The organism is Chitinophagales bacterium, assembly GCA_020636495.1.
Classification (GTDB): Bacteria; Bacteroidota; Bacteroidia; order Chitinophagales; family Chitinophagaceae; genus UBA5543.
Genome location: JACJXQ010000008.1, coordinates 1,128,291 through 1,150,432 on the forward strand (window position 1 = coordinate 1,128,291; position 22,142 = coordinate 1,150,432).

Here is a 22,142-nt window from a genome sequence, read left to right on the forward strand (position 1 = left end):
AATATTGCTTATGTCTTAACTAATGGTTTATATACTGTATTTTGTTGTCGAAATATTCAATATTGAGAAATACCATCCTGCATATCGTTCTGATCTTCACCTGCTTTATTCTGTCAGGTAGGGCTATGGCCAACAATGCGGCTGCGGGTGTAATTACCTATTCATGGCTCAGCGATTCTACCTATAGGGTAGTGTTCAAATTGTATAATGACTGCAAAGGCAACCCCGCACCGGATACGGTTTCTTTGTGTGTGTATAACAGTTGTACCAATTCCGGTTTCAGTACAGTGATGCATAAAGTAGCAGGTAATATTAGGGGTAATACCGTGCCCAATGGGTCTGAAGTACCGGTAGGTTGCACGCCTAAAGAGGCTACGCGCTGTACCAGTGTCTCTTCAGTATTGCCGGGTATTCGCGAATGGTGGTATGCCGATACGGTTACGCTGCCGGCCCGTTGCAATAGTTGGAAATTCAGGGTGGCGCTTAATGCACGTAATACAGCCGCGAATATACAGGCGGGCAATATGCTGGTAGAAACATCTTTCAACAACCTGCTAAGTCTGCAGAACTCTTCGCCCGATTACTCTATGCCGCCTGCGGTATTTGTTTGCCTGAATATGCCATATACGCTCGACCTTAACTTTACTGATGCGGACAATGACTCATTGACCTACGTAGTAATACCCACACAAAAGGCAACTAACCTGAATTGTGGAACAACACCAACCAATATAGGCGTGAAAAATATTAACCCTCCTGTGGATACCGTCAATAATCCTATACAGACAAACCAATCATTTATCCTGGATACCGTTACGGGTCAGATGAAATTTACTACTACATCCACCTACGAACAGACCTTTACATTGCGTGTGAACGAATACCGAAACGGTCAGCTGATAGGCAGTGTAAATACGGATATACAGGTGTATGCTTTCAAATGCGGTGGTATTGTACCTCTGTTGGATAATTCTAAATATAATGCTACGGATACTGTTATAGGTGGTGACCTGTTTATGCCATATGGTGGCGGTTTTTATGCCTGCGTGGGCACACAGGTAGATTATTATTTTTCCATCCAGGCATCAGATAGTACTGCGCAACTGATACTCACTGATAGCATTAAGTCAATATTTCCGAATGCTGCTGTTACTTATTATAAACAAGGTACAGACTCGGTAGGTGTACACATAGGATTATTACCAGGACCTGGAGATGCAGGTCATCATCTAACAACGTTAACTATCACCGATACTGCTTGCCGACCGCCCATTGGCAGGCTGGAATATGCTCGTGTTATGGACATCATAATACTCGACGGGGTATTTGCAGGTCTGGATACAGCGGTATGTGCACATGAACCTGTCAAGCTTCAGCCTCATGGATATAGCTTCCCGTTTGGCACTTTTACATGGCAAATGTTGCCGGGTAGTACAGGCTCCTTATCCTGCAACAATTGCAGGGTAGCATACGGATGGCCTGCACCTACGGCCACTTATGTGCTCACGGCATCTTCGGGCTGGTGCGCCTCAACTTATACCGATACCATCAATGTTTCGCATCTCAGTACGCCTGTTACCTACCCTAAAGTCCAGATCACAGTATCACCGAGCTCAAACATCTGGCAGTGGCTGCAGGCTACCTTTACTGCATTGGTTACCGATTGCAGTAACCCTACCTTCCAATGGATGAAGAATGGTAAAGACATCCCTGGTGCCACCAGCCAATCATACAGTAGTACCAATCTGATAGATAATGACATCATCAGTTGCCGATTTGGCTGTAACGATAGCTGTCCCAACCCGAGAGATACGGTGAGTAATGCTATCAGGATGAATGTAGCCATGTCTGTAAATGGAGTAAGTGAAAATGAAACAGGGATGATGGTCTATCCCAATCCCGCAACAGGTATGGTGACCGTATATGTTCAGCATGCTGGAACCAAAAGAACATCGCTCTTATTGACCGATATTACAGGCAAACTGATTATGACAAAAGAAATAAGCACGGACAGTATCCAACTGGACATCAGCGGACTTACAAAAGGTATGTACCTGCTAACATACAAAGGTGATGTATTCAGTCGGACTGTGAAACTGGTAAAGGAGTAGCCCTTTACCAGTCTGTACCATCATCAGTTTCTGCAAGAAGAATAATATCAATATCACATGCTGAACGCAGGTCAGCGATAAATTTTAATTGTTCCTTGGTGAAATGGACAATGGGTGTTGATTCGTTGGCATCGGTGTAAACGTAAAGAGCAATGGAGAATTCGCTGTAATATTTATCACAGAACTTTTTCAAAATATTCATTTTGGGCTTCAATAGTTCTATCAGTGCATCCAGTTGATATTCTATCGATGGGAATGCATCTTGATAGTCCACCTCGGGTGCTTTTATGATCCAGCCGTTTTCTTTTGCAAGCCTTTTACCTCCGGGTTTGATCGGTTCGTTTTTCGTTCGAATATAAGATGGGGTCAAACCCGTTTCATCGGTAATGGCTTGTGGAGCAAAATCTTCAAACTCCCATATGCCGAATGATACCGCTATTTTGTTTGCTGCCATTTTTAGGTGTTTGTTTATTCGATGAAGTTGTTATCCAGGACTGTTTTCTTGCTACCGGTAATTCCTTTTTCTAAAGCTTGTTATCCAATCCAGGTCTTTTTTATCCGAAACTATATAGGTTTCCATATGTGTCAGGTCGCTGATATATGCAGATGCTTTGGCTTTCCTGGAAAACATACCCCATCGCTCAGCAACCCCTCCGATCAGTACCCTGTGTTGGCCTTTGGTGTTTGAAAATGCTATCACACAAAAGAGGTTGTACATGCCTTCCTTGGTTTGAAAGTGTCTTCTTTTTTGTGCTCTGCCTAATATCTTTGCCAATGCTTTTTGGTCTTCAGTAGTTACGGTTTTTCGGTTTGTGTTTTTATTGTTCAACTCGTCAAAATGGGTGTAAGCACTAGCTGTAGTGTACCCACGCTGCAAAGTGTCTGCATAAACAAACATGCTATCAATACCTATGGGTATTTGAGCATTAGCTGCAAAACAGACTGTCAAACTTAACAAAAGAAGAAATACGTATTTCATAGGAATGTAGAGGATTAAGTAAAAGGCGAATGTACACGTTTTTTTATATTTTCAGGAGGACAATACTTTTACTGAGTAGTAAATTATTCGCTTGGTAATAATGTTAATATTATGTATATTTGCTCGTAATTGTAAAACATCACAAAGCTCTTTGACATAAACCATATCAATGGAAAATAGTACATATAAAAGCTCTTTTCACGGTCAGAATTATTTTTCTCAGCGAAATTCCGGAAACATTCAGAAACAAAAAACTATAACGAATTGACTTTTAATATGTTAAAATGCCAATACTGCCCCGGGGTACGGTAGTTTGGAAACAAAATGGGAACAATCCGGTCAGTCAGGAAACAAAAGGCAGGGAAAATCCCCGTTTTTCACAACAAAACACAACAACCTGGATAGCTCCCCTCCTGTTTTTAGGAGGGGATACTAGCGAACACCTCAACGGAGTGTGAGCTAATCGGGGTGGTTGACTCGCGAAACACAACAACTGAACCTTTGGTGAACTCGTTGTGACCATTGAAAAGACAACAAAACACAACAACTGAACCTTTGGTGAACTCGTTGTGACCATTGAAAAGACAACAAAACACAACAACTGAACCTTTGGTGAACTCGTTGTGACCATTGAAAAGACAACAAAACACAACAACTGAACCTTTGGTGAACTCGTTGTGACCATTGAAAAGACAACAAAACACAACAATCCTGTTTATCCTGTAAATCAGGCAAATCCTGATACAGACCGTTATTGCCATATTGCTGTATTCTATATATTATACCTGTCATATTTCGGTCATTAAGCCTTAACTTTGCGTAGCTTAAAAGAATAAAGTATAGGTATGAAAAAGTCGCATATTGTATTGATGGTGCTGGTTGCCGCTGCGGTAACAATAATTGTGAGCATGTTCGGGGATTTCAGTACGTATGAAACATTTGCCTCAGCTTCGAAAGACCAGGGTAAAAAATACCACGTGATAGGCGAGCTAGCCAAAGGCCATGCCATGAGTTACGACCCTGTAAAAGACCCTAACCATTTCAGCTTTTACGTACAGGACAAGAACGGTAGGGTGAACCAGGTAGTGTTCAACGGTGCCAAACCTACTGACATTGAGAAAAGCGAGCAGATAGTGATGACAGGTTATATGCAGGGTGAAGTATTTCACTGCTCCAAGATACAAATGAAGTGCCCGTCGAAATATGAGAACGACCAGGTGGCAGTAGCCAACCAGATGTAAGCCTGATAAATTGACGGCAATTAATTTTTATTGACTTTTTGAACATTCAATGGATACTCAATATATAGGAGAACATCTCGGACCCGGGCAACTGGGTCATTTTTTTGTGATAGCCTCTTTTGTGATGGCACTGTTCAGCGGCTTCAGCTATTACCGCGCTGCCCTGACTGAACATACCGATCAACAAGGGAGTATGGCATGGCTCCGCATGGGCCGCAATGGCTTTGTGCTGCACGCCGCGGCTGTCATGGGGGTATTTTTTACGCTGTTCTACATCATTACCAATCACCTGTTCGAGTATCATTATGCATGGAAACACTCCGACCTAAGCCTTTCATCCAAATACCTGTTATCCTGCTTCTGGGAAGGGCAGGAGGGTAGTTTCCTGCTCTGGTCGTTTTGGCACAGTGTGCTGGGCATCATCGTTATGCTGACGGCTAAGAAAATGGAAAGCCGTGTGATGACCATCATTGCCGTAGTGCAGGTGGCATTGGCTACTATGTTGTTGGGCTATTATTTCGGTAATGACATCAGTATCGGTTCTTCTCCTTTCATTTTGCTGAGGGACAAAATGGTGGGCGCACCAATATTCGCGCAGCCCAACTACCTGCAGGACTACATTACAGACGGAAACGGACTGAACATACTGCTGCAGAATTACTGGATGGTCATTCACCCGCCGATACTGTTCCTGGGCTTTTCATCTACGCTCATACCATTTGCCTATACCATAGCTGCGCTGTGGAAAGGTGGCGATTACAAAGAATGGATAAAACCCACTTGGGTGTGGAGCCTTTTTGCTGGTGCAGTATTGGGTACAGGTATCATGATGGGTGGCGCATGGGCCTACGAATCGCTGACGTTTGGCGGCTACTGGGCATGGGATCCGGTAGAGAATGCTTCGCTTGTGCCATGGTTAACGTTAGTAGCGGGTTTGCATACGCTTATCGTATATAAAGTAACCGGCCGGTCGTTCATTATGACGGCTATCATGTTCATCCTTACTTATGCGCTGATATGGTATTCTACCTTCCTGACACGTACGGGTGTACTGGGTGATACGTCAGTACATGCTTTCACCGGCGAGGGGGCGTCGCTCTACTGGCACTTGCTGATTGTAATAGCTGTGATAATGGCCATATCTATATGGGCTTTGGCAAGAAAATGGAAGAGTCTGCCCAGGGTAAAGTCAGAAGAAAAGGTGAACAGTCGTGAGTTCTGGATGTTCATAGGGTCTTTTGTACTGTTCCTGAGCGCTTTGCAGATAATAATCAGTACTTCTATACCTGTATGGTCGCCATTGGCAAAGCTCATTACAGGCAAAGACGTAGCTCCCCCTGTTGATCCCGTAGCTCACTATAATGGTATACAGGTGTGGGTAGCCATTGTCATCTCATTGCTGTCGGCATCGGTACTGTACCTCAAGTTCAATAAGAGCGATAACAAAACCTTCTGGAAGCGTATAGCCATTGTTTCTGCCATAGCATTGGTAATGTCCTTGCTTATTGGCTACTATCAGCAGATAACTACTCCGCAATATGCGGTGATGTTGTTTGCCTGCAGCTTTACAGTCGTGGGTATGCTCAACTACGCGATATCAATACAGAAGGGAAAGCTCATGAAGCTGGGACCGTCAGTATCACACCTGGGTTTTGGTCTGGCACTGTTGGGCATACTGCTTTCGTCATATAAAAAAGAAGTGATATCATATAATACAACAGGTATCATCATACCATATAGTGATGACAAGATGGAGAACATCAGGCAGAGTATGGAGAACGTTGTATTGTATAAGGATATAGCTGTGCCGATGGGGGAATATGATGTTACCTATTTAGGTGATTCAACATCCGAAACAGACCCACGTACTTTCTATAAAGTACAATACGAAAAGCGTGATACGGCAACGGGAAAAGTGGTTGAATCGTTTGTGTTGCATCCGGACGCATTCGTGAACCCTAAAGGGCAGCAAGGTGGTATGAGCGCCAACCCGGACTCTAAACATTACCTGTCTAAAGACATATTCACTTATGTTACTTCGGTTATTGATCCGGCAAAAAGAACAGATAGTAATGCTTATAAGTCGCACAAGGTAAGGATAGGTGACACTATCTTCATCAACAGGGGATACCTGATATTTGACGGTTTCAATACGAACGTTGATAATGAAAATTATATCCCGGAAAAGGGTGATATAGCCGTAGCTGCTAGGATAACCCTTAAAGACCTGAATGGTGCCGGTCAACAAGTTGCGCCCGTTTATTACATCAGGAACAACTTTCAGCATTATATTGAAGATACCCTGGCTGAACGCCGCACCTATGTACGCCTGTCTAAGATAGTGCCAGAAGAGAATGCAGCAGAGATTATGGTTCGCCAACCCGAAGAAGACTATATAGTCATGAAGGCTCTGCTCTTCCCATATATAAACGTACTGTGGCTGGGGGTAATAGTGATGGTTGTTGGTTTCCTGCTAAGTATGTTGAACAGAATAACCAAGAAGGCTTAATTAATAAGACAGCCGAAAATACACACCGCATCCTTCTAAAACCATATTATATTGTTTGAGAAGGGTCATTTGCACAGGTCTGAAGGGTCTATTCTTGACCCTATATATAGTTCATAATCATGTAGTGATTATTATCCTCGGTTAAGGTGGGGGAACCATTGGCCGCGAGTATTAATGACCGTAAAAAAAGAACCCGCTCATTGAGCGGGTTCAGTAAAATTATTTGAGTAAATATTATCTGTTCCAGATAGAAGGTTCACCACCATTCACACCGAAATCGTCAGTCTTACCTTCAGGATTGGTTACTTTGTAACGTACGGTCAGCTGTCCGTTATCAGGGTAAAAGCCATCCCAAACCAGGTAGCCGGTACCTTCTATAATATAGTTACCTACATTTTGCTGAGGGATGAACAATGTATCGCCTTTAACACGAACACTGATATCATGACCAGGGAAGCGATTGTAGAAATTAGAAATGGTCATATCCGTAGCGCCAACACCATTTACGAATGTTATCTCGTATTGAGCGGGATTGGTTACCGTACCATTCTCAAATACGGTCCAGACACCTTCGTATTTGTCCCTGGTTACCACTTCGCAATGCGTACCTTCATAACCGGAAGGGCAGATACACTCACCATCGGCACAAGTACCGCCATAAGCACAAACTATGGCTTTGCACGGGTCGGGGTCACAAGAACTGAATGTTATTGTAGCAAAAACGGCCATAGTACCTACCGCCGACAGAATGATTGATTTTAAACGGGCTTTCATTAGCACATTAAGTTTTAACGAGCTTAAAGATAATCGAAACTATTTTAAAAAACAACAGACGCCCGATTTTGTAAAGCACCTGTAATTAAACAGGTTACGGATCGTCTGAACCGTGAATATATAATAATAAACAGTAACAGTGAAAGTTTTGGCTGGATTATCTTTCTACAGCCTTGATATATTTCAAAATACCTTTATAGATAGCCATGGCTATTTCTGTTTGTCCCTGTGGCGAATTCATGTATTTTTCCTCCTCTACATTGTTGATAAAGCCGCATTCTACAAGTACCCCCGGCATTACACAGCCTGCAAGTACTTCCAGGCTTTTTTGTTTTACGCCCCTGTTCAGCCTGCCCTGAGAGGAAAATTCGTCAAGTATATAGTTGCCTATATCTACGCTGGTTCTTAAAAAGGCCTCAGAGTATTGGGCAATAATTATGGCTGTCATAGGGTCTTTTTCATCCAGTAATCCGTCTTCTTCTGTAATATTCTCGCTGTATTCGCCTATTGATTCTTCTTTTTGAGATACCCTGGTAAGTCCTAACACAAGGACCTCAGTACCATTGGCATCGGTTGTTTTATCATATACGGTTCTGTACTTACCACCCGATTTGATGCGCCTGCGTTTAGGAGGGGTTGAGTTAATATGTACAGAAACAAATAGGTTGGCCTTTGCACGATTAGCTATTTCATGGCGTTCTGCCCAATGTACGTCAACATCGGTAGTACGGGTAAATATTACCTCACGGTCTTTGAGGTTTTTCCTGATGATCTCTCCCAACTTCAGTGATATAGCCAGTGCCAGGTCTTTTTCCTTAGTAAAATGACCTATTGCACCGGGTTTGTCTCCGCCGTGTCCGGGGTCGATAACTATCTTGGCTACCTTTCGCTCCTGGGTATAGCCCTGACGGGCTGAACAACATATAATGAGTAATAATGCTAAGAATCTTAAAGGCATAGTAAAATGCAAAATGTTAAATATACAAATCCATAAACTTTAGTATCCAAATAACTATACTATTTTTGTGGGCGTTGATGAACCTGAGTCATAAAATCCCGTCAAAGGTACGAAGCAATCACTGCCTGTATGCGCTATTGGCGGTGATTTTTATATTTGCCTTAACACCCGCCGTAAAAGCGCAGGAGGAACCCCTGCGTATTAATACTATAGAGGCAGACACGCTTGCAGATAGTATAAGGCTAAAAGACAGCCTGCTTACAGTCAAGGATACTTTATTAAATGATAGTCTCAGGAATACAGATTCCACAGACAGCACAAAACATATGAGCCTTGAGGAAAGGCTGGGCATTAAAATATCGCCGGATGCTATCACTTCAGAGATCAAGTCTGAGGCCTCAGATTCAGCCGTGCTGGATATGCGCAATAATATCTTTATCCTATATGGCAAGGCAAAAGTGACCAACGAGGATATGGAACTGAATGCAGGCAAGATCATATATGACCAGGGTAATAACCTGGTAACAGCAGCTCCTTTGTCGGATACGGCTATCAAGTTGAAGGACAGGCCCAATTTCTCGCAGGGACAAGAGAAGTTTACCTATGACAGTCTGCAGTATAACTTCAAGAGTAAACGAGCTATAGTGCGCAACCCGCGAACGCAGTATGGTGAGGGGTATGTATACAGCGAACAGGTAAAGCGTAACCCTGATCAGTCAATATATGGTTATCGCAACCTGTATACTACCTGCGCCCTGGATACCCCGCATTTTGGCATAAAAGCGCAAAAAATAAAAGTGATACCCGGAAGGGTAGTCGCATCAGGGCCTGCCAATATTATGGTTGAACAGGTGCCTACGCCACTATTCCTTCCGTTTGGACTTTTCCCCGTAACAAAAGGTCAGCGATCAGGTTTCTTATTGCCTACTTATTCAATAGATAACGACAGGGGGGTAGGTTTGCTGAATGGCGGGTACTATTTTAACCTGGGGCAACACCTGGACCTCGAATCACGGGTTAATATTTACTCAAAAGGCAGCTGGCTGACCACCGGACGGGCCAATTATGCCAAGCGTTATAAGTATAAAGGCGGATTAGCAATATCATATGCGTATAATAAGACCGGCGAAGATTTTGAACCTGATGCATCTATCTCCAAAGATTTCAACGTTCAGTGGCAGCACGCTACAGACCCGAAAGCAAGGCCCGGAACACAGTTCAGTGCCTCTGTAAATGCCGGTACATCATCATTCAACGCCAATAATACTTATGATGCACAACAGATACTGAACAACCAGTACCAGTCGAACATTACTTATTCGAAAAACTGGGCTAACAAACCATATACGTTGTCTGTTGGTGCACGACACAGCCAGACGGCATCCACGGGAAGTGTATCTGTGACCCTGCCTGAAATATCGTTTTATGTAGCTCAGTTCAATCCTTTCCAGCCTAAGAATAGCCTGGGTACAAAGTGGTATGAAAAAATAACTACCAGCTACACTTTTACAGGGCAGAATCAGCTAATGTTTACCGACAGTCTGTTTCAACTCAGTAAGTTGAGTATGTCTGACTTTAATAATGCTATGAAGCATACTATACCGATAAGTGCTTCCTACAACCTATTCCGTTTTGTGAACCTTACTGTTGGAGGTACCTACAATGAGTACTGGCTGACGAAACAGACCTTTAAGTCTTATGACTATACAGGCGATACGGTTGCTGAAGATATAAATCGTGGGTTCTATACCGCTCGTGATTTCAATGCTAGTATTGCCGCAAATACCAGGATATATGGGCTGAAGATGTTTAAAAGGGGAAAACTGATGGGTATCAGGCATATGATGACACCGGAAGTGTCTTTGAATTATACTCCTGATTTCGCTAAATCGCCTTACCATTTTGGCTACGAAACCATAACAGAGAAAAACGGGCGACCTACTTATGTTTCTCCCTACGAAGGTTCATTGCAAGGAGCACCTTCACAATTGGGCCGTTTCAGAAGCGTGATCGGTTTTAAACTGAATAACAACTTACAGATCAAAGTACGCTCCAACAGCGACACTAACGGTTATAAGAACATCAGGCTGATAGACAACTTTATCATCAATACCGGGTACGACATTGCAGCTGATTCGCAAAACTGGCAGGATATACAGGTGAGTTTCAGTACTATGTTCTTTAACATCATCAACGTAAATGCTAATGCATCATACGATCCATACGCATTTGATTATGAAACCGGGAAGAAGACCAACCAGACCATGTGGAACAGGGGGACGGGTATTGCCAGGTTCAAGCAGGCTAATATCTCTATGGGAGCACAGTTGAAACCACAGAAACGCCAGGACAACAACCCCAAGAGGAATACAGAAGAGTACCAGCTCCTGACACAATATGGTATCGACGATGTTTATTATGACTTTAACGTGCCCTGGAATATGGGGCTGAGTTATACGCTCGGAATAGCAAAGAACTACCTGCCTACATCTAAAAAAGATACTGTACAGATAAGTACGCATAATGTAAGTATCAATGGAGATGTGAACCTCACTTCCAGGTGGAAAATAACTGCCAGTACCAGTTATAACTTTGTACAAAAGAAACTACAACTCTCACAGATCAACCTGGTGCGCGACCTGCATTGCTGGGAAATGATACTTACAGCTGTGCCTTTCGGAGACAGGAAATTCTACAACTTTACCCTGCATGTAAAAGCAACAGTACTTCAGGACCTGAAACTGCTCAGACGGCGGGTTTATTGATCTGTATGCTTCCTCAAAGAATCATTTACAACCTGTATCCACATTTGCATGCCTTTATTGGACCAATGTGTGTCACCCGGACGAAAAATATTTTCGTGATTTTGTTTGTATTCAGAATAGATGTCAATGCACTTCATGCGTAGCGATGGGTCAGACTGCAGCCGTGGTATGAGCATATTATATCCATGTGGCTCAAGAATTGTTACCGGGTTGGGAATTGCTGCCAGGTACACTTCGTCAAAGCCTTCTGAACGGTAATGGTCGTAAATGGTGTTAAGGTTGTTGATAATAATACTATACTCATCATCTTTTAAATGATATCGTGCGCTCATTATATTATCTTCTGAAACAGACTCTTTGATAAACAGCTGATCTCCGGATTCTGATATAACAACGTCTCCAGATGCCCGTTTGAACAGGTAATAATTAAGTGATGCTTTTGCCTGCCTTGGCGCGCTAAGAAAATTATAATCAAACAGGTGGTATTCGATATTCTGATTGATAGTTTCGCTAAAACAGTTCTCTACATAAAAATTCCATTTTATGTTAAACAGCATCTTAAGCCCAAAATGAAAGATGCGTTCTATGTCATTAAAGAGGGAAGGTGTCTTAAAACCTTTAACTATATGCTCTTCTTCCATTTCTTTTGGTCCTGATGCCGAGTCATATACCTGTTTGAAAAGATCTAACCCAAGAAAATATATTGCAAGGTATCTCTCTGTGGTCTCAATAATTAGGATGTTTTTCTTTGAAGTGTCTAGCCTGTATTTGATGATGTCACTGTATCTCCACCCAAAGGTATAATTGTCTACACATGCGAAAGCAGTGTCTGGAATTTTGAAAGTATAGCTGTCGCCATACAGATATAAATCGGTTTGAGGCTGCTCTTTGCAAACTGCCTTAGTAAACATATAATCACGTTCGCTATGGAATTTGTGTATGTAATCCAGGTAAGCCATGTTTACTAGATCTCCTTTTTCTCTACTACTGTGTACGCCCCACCATGCATCCGACTCGTTACGAATATCCGATATCTTGCGCATCATTGTCTCCGAAGTAGATATGTAGAGTATACCCATTCCGGCCAGTATCAACATGTATGAAGCGACTTTCTTCAGCATAGATCAGAATTGGAAATAGATGAACTGGTTTTCACTGAATACACCGAAAAAGTAGAGTATAATTATCATACTGCTTACATAAAATATATACTTGTTTTTTGATGTAATAAAATGTGCGGGCCACTTATACTCACGCCATAGCATGGTGCCGATAAGCAGGAACGAGAATATCAATTCTGCCCAACTCATACCCATATCATTACTGCCATGTCTGAAACTGAATATCCCCTTGATATATGCCCATGCGTGTGCTATGTTCTCAGCCCTGAAAAATATCCAGAGTAGTGTTACAGCAAGGAAGGTGAAAATAATATTCAGAACCACCGCTGCATTGTTGATCTTAGTGGATTCACGTTCCATTTTTTTCCCGGGGACAAATGTGGCCAGTACACCATGAAGGAAACCCCATATACCAAAGGTCCAGTTGGCACCATGCCAAAAGCCACTCAAAAAGAAAACGGTGAATACATTAAACTTGCGACGTGCTTCACCTTTGCGGTTACCTCCCAAAGGGATATAAACATAATCCCGAAACCAGCTGGAAAGTGATATATGCCAACGGCTCCAGAAGCTGCTGATATTCTGTGACAGGTATGGCTGCTTGAAATTCTCCATTAGCTTTATGTTCATCACCTTTGCCGCGCCGATACCAATATCTGAATAACCTGAAAAGTCGCAATATATCTGGAAGGAATATAGTATCGCTCCGATGCACAACGTAAATGAAGACATCTGCCCGTCATGCGCGTAAATATGATCAACAGCCATGGCCAGCCTGTCGGCAATAACTACCTTCTTGAAATACCCCCATAACATACGGGATATCCCTTCCCGGACATTATTTTTAGTGTAGGGTTGAAAATTGTTGAGTTGGTGCAAAATGTTCTGTGGCCGTTCAATAGGACCGGCTACTAACTGCGGATAGAACATGACATATAGCGCATAGGTGGGGAAATTTCGTTCTGCCTTCTGTTTGCCCCAATACACCTCTATGGTATAGCTCATAGCCTGAAAGGTGTGGAATGACAAACCAATGGGCAGAATGATATTAATGAAAGGTATTTCCCGCCCTGTGTCGAAAAGTTGCAGAGCCGTGTTAATGTTGTCGACCAGGAAGTTGAAATATTTATAAAAAATCAATATACCTGCATTTGCCACGATGCTGGCAACCAGCCAGGCCTTTTTTGTTTTGCCGGTGGTTCGTTCTATTAAGATCCCAGCTATGTAGTCTATAATAATGGTAAAGCCCAGTATGAGTATATACTGGTATACGAAAGACATATAGAAATAACAGCTACTTAATAGCAATAACATCACCCTGGCTTTCTGGCTTTTCAGCCTGAAAAACAGCAGTGTGACCACCATGAAAAAAATAAGGAACTGTAAAGAGTTGAACAACATAGCTGTTAGCCTGTATTTTGCTGCCCTGCAAATATGATAAAATATACTGATTATGGTATGATGCCGTATTTGACTATTTTTGTGCTTCGTTTATCAAAATCGCATATAAACTAAATATATGGCTATAATAGATTTAGTAATGCCCAAGATGGGTGAAAGTATTACGGAAGCTACTGTTTTGAAATGGCACAAACAGCCTGGCGACCATGTGAGTATGGATGAGACCGTGTTGGAGATAGCTACTGACAAGGTGGATAGTGAAGTGCCTTCAACGGCAGAAGGTGTGATTAAAGAGATCCTTTTTAACGTGGACGATGTGGTACCTGTTGGTACAGTTATAGCCAGGATAGAAAGTGGTGCAACCGCTTCTGCTCAGCCATCGTCACAGGCGCCGCCGGAGCCATCGCCGGCACCAACGCCTGCTCCTGCAGCACCACAACCACAGGCACCCCCTGCGCCAACAGCTGCAGCAGTAGCGTCAACAGGCGGCAACAGGTTCTACTCACCACTGGTTCTGAACATTGCTAATAAGGAAGGCATCAGCATGGCCGAACTGGAAAATATTCCGGGCACCGGCGCTGAAGGCCGCGTGTCTAAAAAAGATATACTGGCTTATGTAGCCAATCGGAAAAATGGTGCGCCTGCCGCTACACCTGTACCGCAGGCAGCTCCTGCATCCCAACCTGTTGCGGCACCCGTACAACAAGCTGCAGCAGCTCCGGCAGCACCAGCGCCGCAGGCTGAAGTCAATTATGGCGGTAATGTCGAGATAATTGAAATGGACCGTATGCGCAAGCTGATAGCTGAGCACATGGTACGTAGTAAAGCCACTTCGGCACACGTGACCAGCTTTACGGAGGCTGACGTGACAAATATTGTTCATTGGCGTAATAAGGTGAAAGGCGAGTTCCAGAAGAAATACAATGAGAAGATCACTTTCACACCGATATTTATCGAGGCTATCGTGAATTGCATCCGTAAGTTCCCGATGATCAATGCAAGTGTTGACGGCAACAGGATCATTATCAAGAAGGATATTAATATAGGTATGGCTGCGGCATTGCCAAGCGGCAACCTGATAGTTCCGGTGATCAAGAACGCTGATACTAAGAATATGTTAGGGCTTACCCGTGATGTAAACAGCCTGGCCAATGCAGCCCGTGCTAACAAACTGAAAGCTGACGATACACAAGGCGGTACGTTCACACTTACAAACGTGGGCACCTTCGGCAGCCTGATGGGTACACCTGTGATCAACCAGCCGCAGGTTGCTATACTGGCGGTAGGTACTATCAAGAAGCGCCCTATGGTTTTGGAAACTGAACAAGGCGACGTGATAGCTATCCGTCATATGATGTACCTGAGTATGAGTTATGACCACAGGATAGTGGATGGTTCGCTGGGTGCAAGCTTCCTGACTGCTGTAGCTAACGAGTTGGAAGCATTTGATGTGAACAGGGAAGTCTGATAAGAAAATAAATACAATTCATAACACCTGCAGGTTTTTGGCTTGCAGGTGTTTTATTTTATATGTCTGCTTCAACCCGTATTTCCCCGTTTCGGTATTTCAGTTCGCGTATGAAGCCTGCTGTGTTCTGGGGAGATACTATAACATAATCGCCGGAGCGTGTAAGTATCATCAACCTATTTACTGAAAGAGAAGCAGCTTTTTCAAAACCTTCTGCCTCTTTTATCTTTGTAATAGACGCAATGTCAAGTGTTGTGTTGAAAAAAGGTTTGAATGAAACTGTCAGCTTGTGCCTGCTGATAGTGTACTGTATAGAGAAGTAACAGAAAGCAATGGCCATCCATAAAAGCCCGAGTATGGTCAAACCAATGGCTGGAGTGTCTGTGTTAAAAGCACCTACATACAAGATAGCAGACACCACAAATAATATAGCCAGTGCGCCGATGTCTATTCTTGACCTGTAGGTTATTGTATCCATATTAATCTGATTTGACCGGGAGTTTTTTGCTCAGCAATGCCAAGTATAAGTAGCCTATTATCCCGGCCGCCAACGACGCGCCGATGATCGCCACCTTGGCAGTTATCTGTATCTCAGGTATTATAAAGGCAAGTGTTGACATGAATATGGATATAGTAAAACCCACTCCAGCTATCATGCCCATACCCAATACCTCTTTCCATATCATTTTGTCGGGTAGCGAGGCGATACCTGCTTTCACTGCAAGCCAGCTGAACAGGAAGATGCCTAAAGGTTTTCCTATAACCAGCCCGGTGAAAATGCCGTGGTGAACCGTTGACGTAAATATAGAACCATAACTCTCTGGCAAAACAATAGCAGTGTTGGCCATAGCAAAAATAGGCAGTATGATAAAGTTCACCGGGTCGTGCATACTATGTACCAGGTCTTCTATTTTATGCATGGGTATGGTAAAGGCCAGCATTACCCCGGCAATGGTAGCATGTACACCCGAGTTGAATATCATGTACCAAAGGAAAAAGCCCAGTAGCATATATATATAATGTCGCTTTACTTTCAGCAGGTTGAGCATAGATAATACAAACAACAGACCGCCACCCATGAACAGGTAGGTCCAGTTGATCTCTTCGGCGTAAAAAATAGCTATGGTAAGAATACCGCCGAGGTCGTCAATGATAGCCAACGCCATAAGAAATACTCTCAGCGAGAAAGAAGCCCTGCCACCCAGCATGGATAATACACCCAATGAAAATGCGATATCGGTAGCCATAGGTATACCCCATCCGCGACTGTATATCGGGTTGTGCCCGTTCCATACCAAGTATATTATGGCCGGCATGGCCATGCCGCCAATAGCTGCGATAATAGGAAGCATTGACTTTTTTACAGAGGACAATTCACCGACCAGCAGTTCGCGCTTAATTTCAACACCAACCAGCAGAAAGAAGAATGCCATCAGAAAATCGTTGACCATGTGCAGGGGAGTATGAGGAACGTGCACATTCGGTGCAGGCATGGAGAGTTCTGTATTCCAGAAAGCAATATATTGTTCTCCCCAGGAGGTGTTACTGATAATTAAAGAAACAACGGTACAGCAAATAAGGGTGATGCCAACGGCACGACTGTCATTAAAAAACTCTTTAATCGGGGAAACTATTTTTTCTTTTAAAAATTTCCTGCCCGCTGTTTTATTTGCCATACGCGCAAAAGTACGTAATCGAAATGTATAACTAAATATCTACGTATAGCTGAAACCTATTTGTATAAGGGTTATTAGCCATAGGATGTATTTATAACTTATTGGTTTTGAGGAACAGTTGTTGAAGTATTAATATAAGATAACAAAAAGAAGGGTTTTTTATAATCAAAATACTACATCAAATAATTGTTTTTTGGCATTATCTTAAGATATGAAAAAGTATTGAGAAAAATGACATGGTTTTGAAAGAATATCCTGAAAAGCCCTTAAAATGGGCGTTTTTTTTTGAACCCCCATTCTGTAATTGTTTTCAAACAAACAAGCGGATTTGGATTTGTTTTTTCAACAAAATGTTAGCAATTTCGTCCTCCTGCTTCATATTTGTATTGAGAGTGATGATTGTCGCTCAGGGGGATTTGAATTAGCAGTACAGGACTTCAAAACACAGGAATAAGAATGGGAGGAAAATCTGCCGTGTTAAAAAAAATAACAACAGGTAGTAACTCCGACCCTGTAATTTTGAGTAAAAAAATTGGATAATACTTAGGTTGAACTGGTTGCCTTAAATTAATATGAACAAAGACATTTACAATTCCTATTCAGATAACATGTCGCAAAACGAAGCTGAAGCCGTTTGGAGTAGCTGCGTAGAGATCATAAAGGATAATGTAAACTGGCGAACATTTCAGACCTGGTTCGAACCGATCAAGGCGGTTTCCTTACAAAGCAATGTTTTAACACTCCAGGTACCCAGCCAGTTCTTTTATGAGTGGCTGGAGGAACATTATGTTGAGCTGTTGGGAAAAACCATTAAGCGTATTTTAGGTAAGGAAGGCAGGCTTGAGTACCGTATCGTAATGGATGGCGGCGGTAACCAACGTAACCAGGCCTCTGTAAATATGCCGGGTGGTATACGTAACAATCCGGGCAGAGATAATAATTATGTAGACATGCCACTGAAGTGGGATGATCCTAATAATATCAAGACACCGTATGCAATTCCCGGATTGAAGCGCATGCAGGTTGATCCACAGTTGAACAGCAACTATGTGTTTGACAACTACGTGGAAGGTGATTGCAACAGGGTGGCGCGTAGCGCGGGGATGCACGTGGCTCAGAAACCGGGAGCTACCTCTTTTAACCCGCTGGTAATATTTGGCGGAGTAGGCTGGGGTAAAACTCACCTGGTACAGGCAATTGGCAATGAGGTGCGCCGCCTGCATCCGAACAAGACCGTATTATACGTAAGTGCGGAAAAGTTCATTAACCAGTTTATAGACCACTCTAAGAATAACGAGATCAATGACTTTATCAATTTCTATCAACTGATAGATGTATTGATACTGGATGACATTCACTTGTTCATTCCGGCTGCTAAAACACAGGATGTGTTTTTTGCCATATTCAATCACCTTCACCAGAGCGGTAAGCAGATCATTCTGACCAGTGATACACCGCCCAAAGACCTGGAAGGTATGCAGGAGCGGTTGCTTAGTCGTTTCCGTTGGGGGCTGAATGCGGATATTCAACCGCCTGATTTTGAAACTCGCCAGGCAATTCTGGAGATGAAGATGCGTCATGAAGGTCTGGAAATGCCGGAAGACGTGGTGAAGTATGTAGCTTACAATGTACAAAGTAACGTGCGTGAGTTGGAAGGTGCAATGATCGCTCTGTTTGCACAGGCTACACTTAATAAAAAAGATATTGACCTGGAACTGGCCAAGAGGGTAATGAAGAATTTCGTTAAGACCTCAGCCCGTGAGATAACTATTGAGAATATCCAGAAAATGGTTTGCGACTATTTCAGTCTGCCGTACGACAAGCTATTGGTAAAAACACGCAAGCGCGAAGTTGTACAAGCCCGGCAGATAACCATGTACCTGGCCAAGAAATTCACCAAGAGTTCATTGAAAAATATCGGTGAACACTTTGGGGGCTTTGACCATACTACGGTGATACACTCCTGCCAGACGGTTGAAAATCTGATGGATACTGATACTGAGTATAAAGAGAGTGTGTTGGAGCTACAGCAAAAAGTACAGCTGGCAAGTATATAATCCAATTAACTAATAAAATAGAAGCTCCCTTTGTGATACATAGGGGGCTTTTTTATAACTTGTAAGGGGATAATTCAAACAAACCATTATTATGCTTGATCTTACAGGGAAAGAAATTCTATCGGAATTCGGCAAAGGAATTGGCATGCCGGGTTCTGGTTGTGTAGCTGCCCTTGCCGCTCTTTCGGGAACGCAATTGCTCATATCTGTTTGTAAACTTACGACCTCCAAAGAGAGGTATAGCCTAGTATATGCCGAAATACAGGATATCCGGAAGCAGCTGGAAGCTGTTTGTGTACCTGCACTGGAAGATGTTTTTCAAGCTGACGAGGCTGCCGTGAAAAATATGTTGCGTAACAGGATACTGAGAGATAAAGAAACGGACCTTGTAAAAAAACAGGAGTATAAACAACTGGCACTGGATGGGTTGGAAACTGCAACAGAAACAATGATGAATCTCTGCGATGTCTGCCTGGATATAATACCCATGGCACTACAGGTATATAAGGTAGGACTGAGGTCGGCACAGGGAGATACAGCTGTTGCCATAAGCACATTACTTTCGGCAGCATCTTCAGGGTTATATACATCCCTTATTAATATAAAGTTGGCTAAAGGTGCTGCCTGGACAATAGCCAAACGTTCCGACCTTGAAAAGTATTTCGGCCGGCTGCATGAATACCAATACATACATAGTGGCAGACTGGCAACTATGTATAACAATATATAGCCTTACTAAGCCATCACATACCGCGGAATATTATGCGGTAGCCTGGTAAGTAATTCATAATTCAACTGGTTGGTCATTTCTCCAAACGAAGCTACACTCACCTCCCTGTCGTTTTGTTTACCTATCAGTACTACAGGGTCGTTGTACTGAACTTTGTCTACCTGGCTGATATCAACAGCAATACAGTTCATATTTACAATGCCGATTACAGGCAGACGATAGCCGTTTATCAGTACCCGCCCGGAGTTGCTCAGGCTTCGCGCAAAGCCATGAGCATAACCAACAGGTATAACGGCTACTTTCATATCCTGTTCTGCAAGGTAAGTATATCCATACCCAACAAACGAGCCTTTTGGCACATGTTTGATACTCATGACCCTGCTTTCCCAGTGTATGACTCTTTTTAATGGAGAGCTCCCGTTCATCAATTGCTGATCGCTCATATACGCTACCATCATCTCTGGGCTGGGCCAGAATCCGTATTGCAATATGCCAATACGCAGCATATCATACCTCATGTCCGGATAACGGATAGACGCGGCTGAGCAACAGGTATGTACCATTTCCGGTGGCATACTACAAGAGTTGAACAGCTTAAGTATTTTTTTGAAAATGATCTTTTGTTGTTTCAGCCTTACATAATTGCTGATGTGTTCTGCTCCGGCAAAGTGCATACACAATCCCCTGAATCTTAATTGGTCTTTGTGTTTTTTTAGTATTTCTATAACTCCCGGCATTTGCTCAATGTCAAAACCTGTGCGATACATACCGGTTTCGGCTTCTATATGTATAATGGCTCTCTTGTTAAGCCGTTTTGCTTCTGCGATGGCCAGGTTCATCCGGTACATATCAAAAACATAAAACTCAATATCGTGCTCTATCGCCCATACTATGTCTTTGTCTTCCATCGATCCCATGATCATGATAGTGCTACTTGTACTTGCTACACTATGAACACTATATGCTTCGCTGGCATTGAAAACGGAGAAATGATTAACACCACATTCTTCTGCCAGTGGTATATAGGTTTCTATCCCATGGCCGTACGCATTGCCTTTTACTACCGCACTTATTTTCTGGTCTTCACCAAAATAGGACCTCATAAAGTCCCAATTGTTCTGCATCGCTTCTTTGTCCAGTATTATTTTCGATGAAGATGTCATTATCCTTGTGCTTTTTGCTGTATGGTAATAAACATGTTGATAGCATTTCCCAATATCTCGTCGGGGAAGTTGTAAGCAGGGTGGTGTAGTGGTTTGCAATTCTCGCCGGAACCTATACCAAACATAGCACCCTTTATTCTGTTGGTGAACAGCCCGAAGTCTTCACCCCACCTGAATGGCTCGTCTTTATCGTGATAATTAAGTCCCAGCTCTTTTGCACTCGCCTGTATGATATTAACAGCCTCAGGCGCATTCTTGTTCGATTCAAAAGATTCTTTTTCTTCAAACCGTACTTCCAGTTCTTCTTCCTTAGCCAGTTTTTCCGCTGTTTTCTTTACTTCACCAAGCGTAGCCTGCAGTCGGTCGTTATTATCAGCGCGAATTGTGAGGTGAACGGAACCTTCTCCTGCAGACACTCCATAGGAGAGTTCGCCCAGCTCAATATACGCAGGGGTGACGGTAATGAATTCGTGCCGCTCCTTTTGTTCCATATTATGTTTAAGTGCTTCCAGCAGGTATTGGCTCATTGCCTTTGCAGGATTGCGCCCATTCCATGGTTCTGCCGCATGAGAAGTATAGCCTTTGAAGTAGGCTATCAGTGTGGTAACGCCTGGTGTAAAGCTGCCTTCCCTGCATACTATGGTATGCAGCGGATAAGCCGGAACATTATGCAACGCAAATACAAGGTTAATTGGCAGTTCGCTTAATACACCACTGTCTTCTACACTTGCAGCACCTTTGCCGTTTTCCTCAGCAGGCTGAAAGATGATGTATACATCTCCTTTTTCAGGCCTGTTGGCAGAGAAATGTTTGCACAGGCCATACATAATAGTCGTATGTCCATCGTGGCCGCATTTATGTGATACTCCTTTGTTAACAGAGCGGTACGAAATGTCATTTGTTTCTTCTATCGGTAAGGCATCTATGTCTCCGCGAAAAAGAATGTTTTTTCCCGGATTCTTTCCCATAAAGTAGACAAGTATACCAGTACCGGCTACTTTTTCAGTTTTGTCGATATCCAGTTTGTCTAACAGGTCCAGTATATATTGTTGGGTAGCATGTTCTTTCCCTGATAATTCAGGATGTTTGTGCAGGTGATGTCTGATAGCTATTAGCTCTTCCATAATGCTTTAGTATACGGGAATATACCGAATATATCCCGCCCGGGCAAAATCAGAAATAGTTGCCT

17 protein-coding genes are annotated in these 22,142 nt (G+C 43.0%); 7 read left to right on the plus strand and 10 right to left on the minus strand.

The window, feature by feature from the left end:
* Nucleotides 1–62 precede the first annotated feature (62 nt).
* Nucleotides 63–2,111 carry a T9SS type A sorting domain-containing protein gene (locus H6550_04910; GenBank protein ID MCB9045464.1) on the plus strand — a complete coding sequence of 683 codons (2,049 nt, stop codon included), beginning with the start codon at nt 63–65 and terminating at the stop codon, nt 2,109–2,111.
* A 4-nt stretch (nt 2,112–2,115) separates the two neighbouring features.
* On the opposite strand, the gene H6550_04915 is transcribed toward H6550_04910, so the two are convergent.
* Both H6550_04915 and H6550_04920 read right to left on the minus strand, forming a co-directional pair.
* Complete coding sequence (locus tag H6550_04915; GenBank protein MCB9045465.1) at nt 2,116–2,565, minus strand: DUF4279 domain-containing protein; 450 nt, start codon at nt 2,563–2,565, stop codon at nt 2,116–2,118.
* Between the two features lie 51 nt (nt 2,566–2,616).
* Entirely contained in the window at nt 2,617–3,090 is a 474-nt protein-coding gene (locus tag H6550_04920; GenBank protein MCB9045466.1) for a hypothetical protein, read from the minus strand.
* An 845-nt stretch (nt 3,091–3,935) separates the two neighbouring features.
* Here H6550_04920 and H6550_04925 point away from each other — a divergent pair.
* Entirely contained in the window at nt 3,936–4,331 is a 396-nt protein-coding gene (locus tag H6550_04925) for a cytochrome c maturation protein CcmE (protein ID MCB9045467.1), read from the plus strand.
* 49 nt (nt 4,332–4,380) lie between these two features.
* Nucleotides 4,381–6,840, plus strand: coding sequence for a cytochrome c biogenesis protein CcsA (gene ccsA / locus H6550_04930; protein MCB9045468.1), 2,460 nt, complete (start codon nt 4,381–4,383; stop codon nt 6,838–6,840).
* A 234-nt stretch (nt 6,841–7,074) separates the two neighbouring features.
* On the opposite strand, the gene H6550_04935 is transcribed toward ccsA, so the two are convergent.
* Both H6550_04935 and H6550_04940 read right to left on the minus strand, forming a co-directional pair.
* Complete coding sequence (locus H6550_04935; protein MCB9045469.1) at nt 7,075–7,614, minus strand: calcium-binding EGF-like domain-containing protein; 540 nt, start codon at nt 7,612–7,614, stop codon at nt 7,075–7,077.
* A gap of 157 nt (nt 7,615–7,771) precedes the next feature.
* Nucleotides 7,772–8,572, minus strand: a complete 801-nt coding sequence (locus tag H6550_04940; protein ID MCB9045470.1) for an N-acetylmuramoyl-L-alanine amidase — start codon at nt 8,570–8,572, stop codon at nt 7,772–7,774.
* Nucleotides 8,573–8,709: 137 nt separating this feature from the next.
* Here H6550_04940 and H6550_04945 point away from each other — a divergent pair, with 137 nt between their 5' ends.
* Nucleotides 8,710–11,337 carry an LPS-assembly protein LptD gene (locus H6550_04945; GenBank protein MCB9045471.1) on the plus strand — a complete coding sequence of 876 codons (2,628 nt, stop codon included), beginning with the start codon at nt 8,710–8,712 and terminating at the stop codon, nt 11,335–11,337.
* Here the strand turns inward: H6550_04945 and H6550_04950 are convergent.
* Together H6550_04950 and H6550_04955 are read right to left on the minus strand one after the other, a co-directional pair.
* Nucleotides 11,331–12,458 (minus strand): hypothetical protein, encoded by a 1,128-nt coding sequence (locus H6550_04950; protein ID MCB9045472.1) that lies wholly within the window; start codon nt 12,456–12,458, stop codon nt 11,331–11,333. The genes H6550_04945 and H6550_04950 overlap by 7 nt on opposite strands.
* A 3-nt stretch (nt 12,459–12,461) precedes the next feature.
* Entirely contained in the window at nt 12,462–13,859 is a 1,398-nt protein-coding gene (locus H6550_04955; protein MCB9045473.1) for an MBOAT family protein, read from the minus strand.
* 118 nt (nt 13,860–13,977) lie between these two features.
* Here H6550_04955 and H6550_04960 point away from each other — a divergent pair, with 118 nt between their 5' ends.
* A complete protein-coding gene (locus H6550_04960) occupies nt 13,978–15,327 on the plus strand; it encodes a 2-oxo acid dehydrogenase subunit E2 (protein MCB9045474.1) in 1,350 nt (449 codons plus the stop codon).
* Between the two features lie 58 nt (nt 15,328–15,385).
* Here the strand turns inward: H6550_04960 and H6550_04965 are convergent, their stop codons facing one another.
* Complete coding sequence (locus H6550_04965) at nt 15,386–15,805, minus strand: PH domain-containing protein (protein ID MCB9045475.1); 420 nt, start codon at nt 15,803–15,805, stop codon at nt 15,386–15,388.
* Between the two features lies 1 nt (nt 15,806).
* Nucleotides 15,807–17,003: a Na+/H+ antiporter NhaA gene (gene nhaA, locus H6550_04970; GenBank protein MCB9045476.1), complete on the minus strand. Its 1,197-nt coding sequence runs from the start codon at nt 17,001–17,003 to the stop codon at nt 15,807–15,809.
* Between the two features lie 608 nt (nt 17,004–17,611).
* On the opposite strand from nhaA, the gene dnaA reads away from it, so the two are divergent.
* Together dnaA and H6550_04980 are read left to right on the plus strand one after the other, a co-directional pair.
* Nucleotides 17,612–19,060 carry a chromosomal replication initiator protein DnaA gene (gene dnaA, locus H6550_04975; GenBank protein MCB9045477.1) on the plus strand — a complete coding sequence of 483 codons (1,449 nt, stop codon included), beginning with the start codon at nt 17,612–17,614 and terminating at the stop codon, nt 19,058–19,060.
* Nucleotides 19,061–19,151: 91 nt separating this feature from the next.
* On the plus strand, nt 19,152–19,790 hold the full coding sequence (locus H6550_04980; GenBank protein ID MCB9045478.1) for a cyclodeaminase/cyclohydrolase family protein: 639 nt from the start codon (nt 19,152–19,154) through the stop codon (nt 19,788–19,790).
* Nucleotides 19,791–19,795: 5 nt separating this feature from the next.
* On the opposite strand, the gene alr is transcribed toward H6550_04980, so the two are convergent.
* On the minus strand, nt 19,796–20,953 hold the full coding sequence (gene alr / locus H6550_04985; protein ID MCB9045479.1) for an alanine racemase: 1,158 nt from the start codon (nt 20,951–20,953) through the stop codon (nt 19,796–19,798).
* Complete coding sequence (locus tag H6550_04990) at nt 20,953–22,077, minus strand: amidohydrolase (GenBank protein MCB9045480.1); 1,125 nt, start codon at nt 22,075–22,077, stop codon at nt 20,953–20,955. The genes alr and H6550_04990 overlap by 1 nt, the downstream gene beginning before the upstream one ends.
* Between the last annotated feature and the right edge of the window lie 65 nt (nt 22,078–22,142).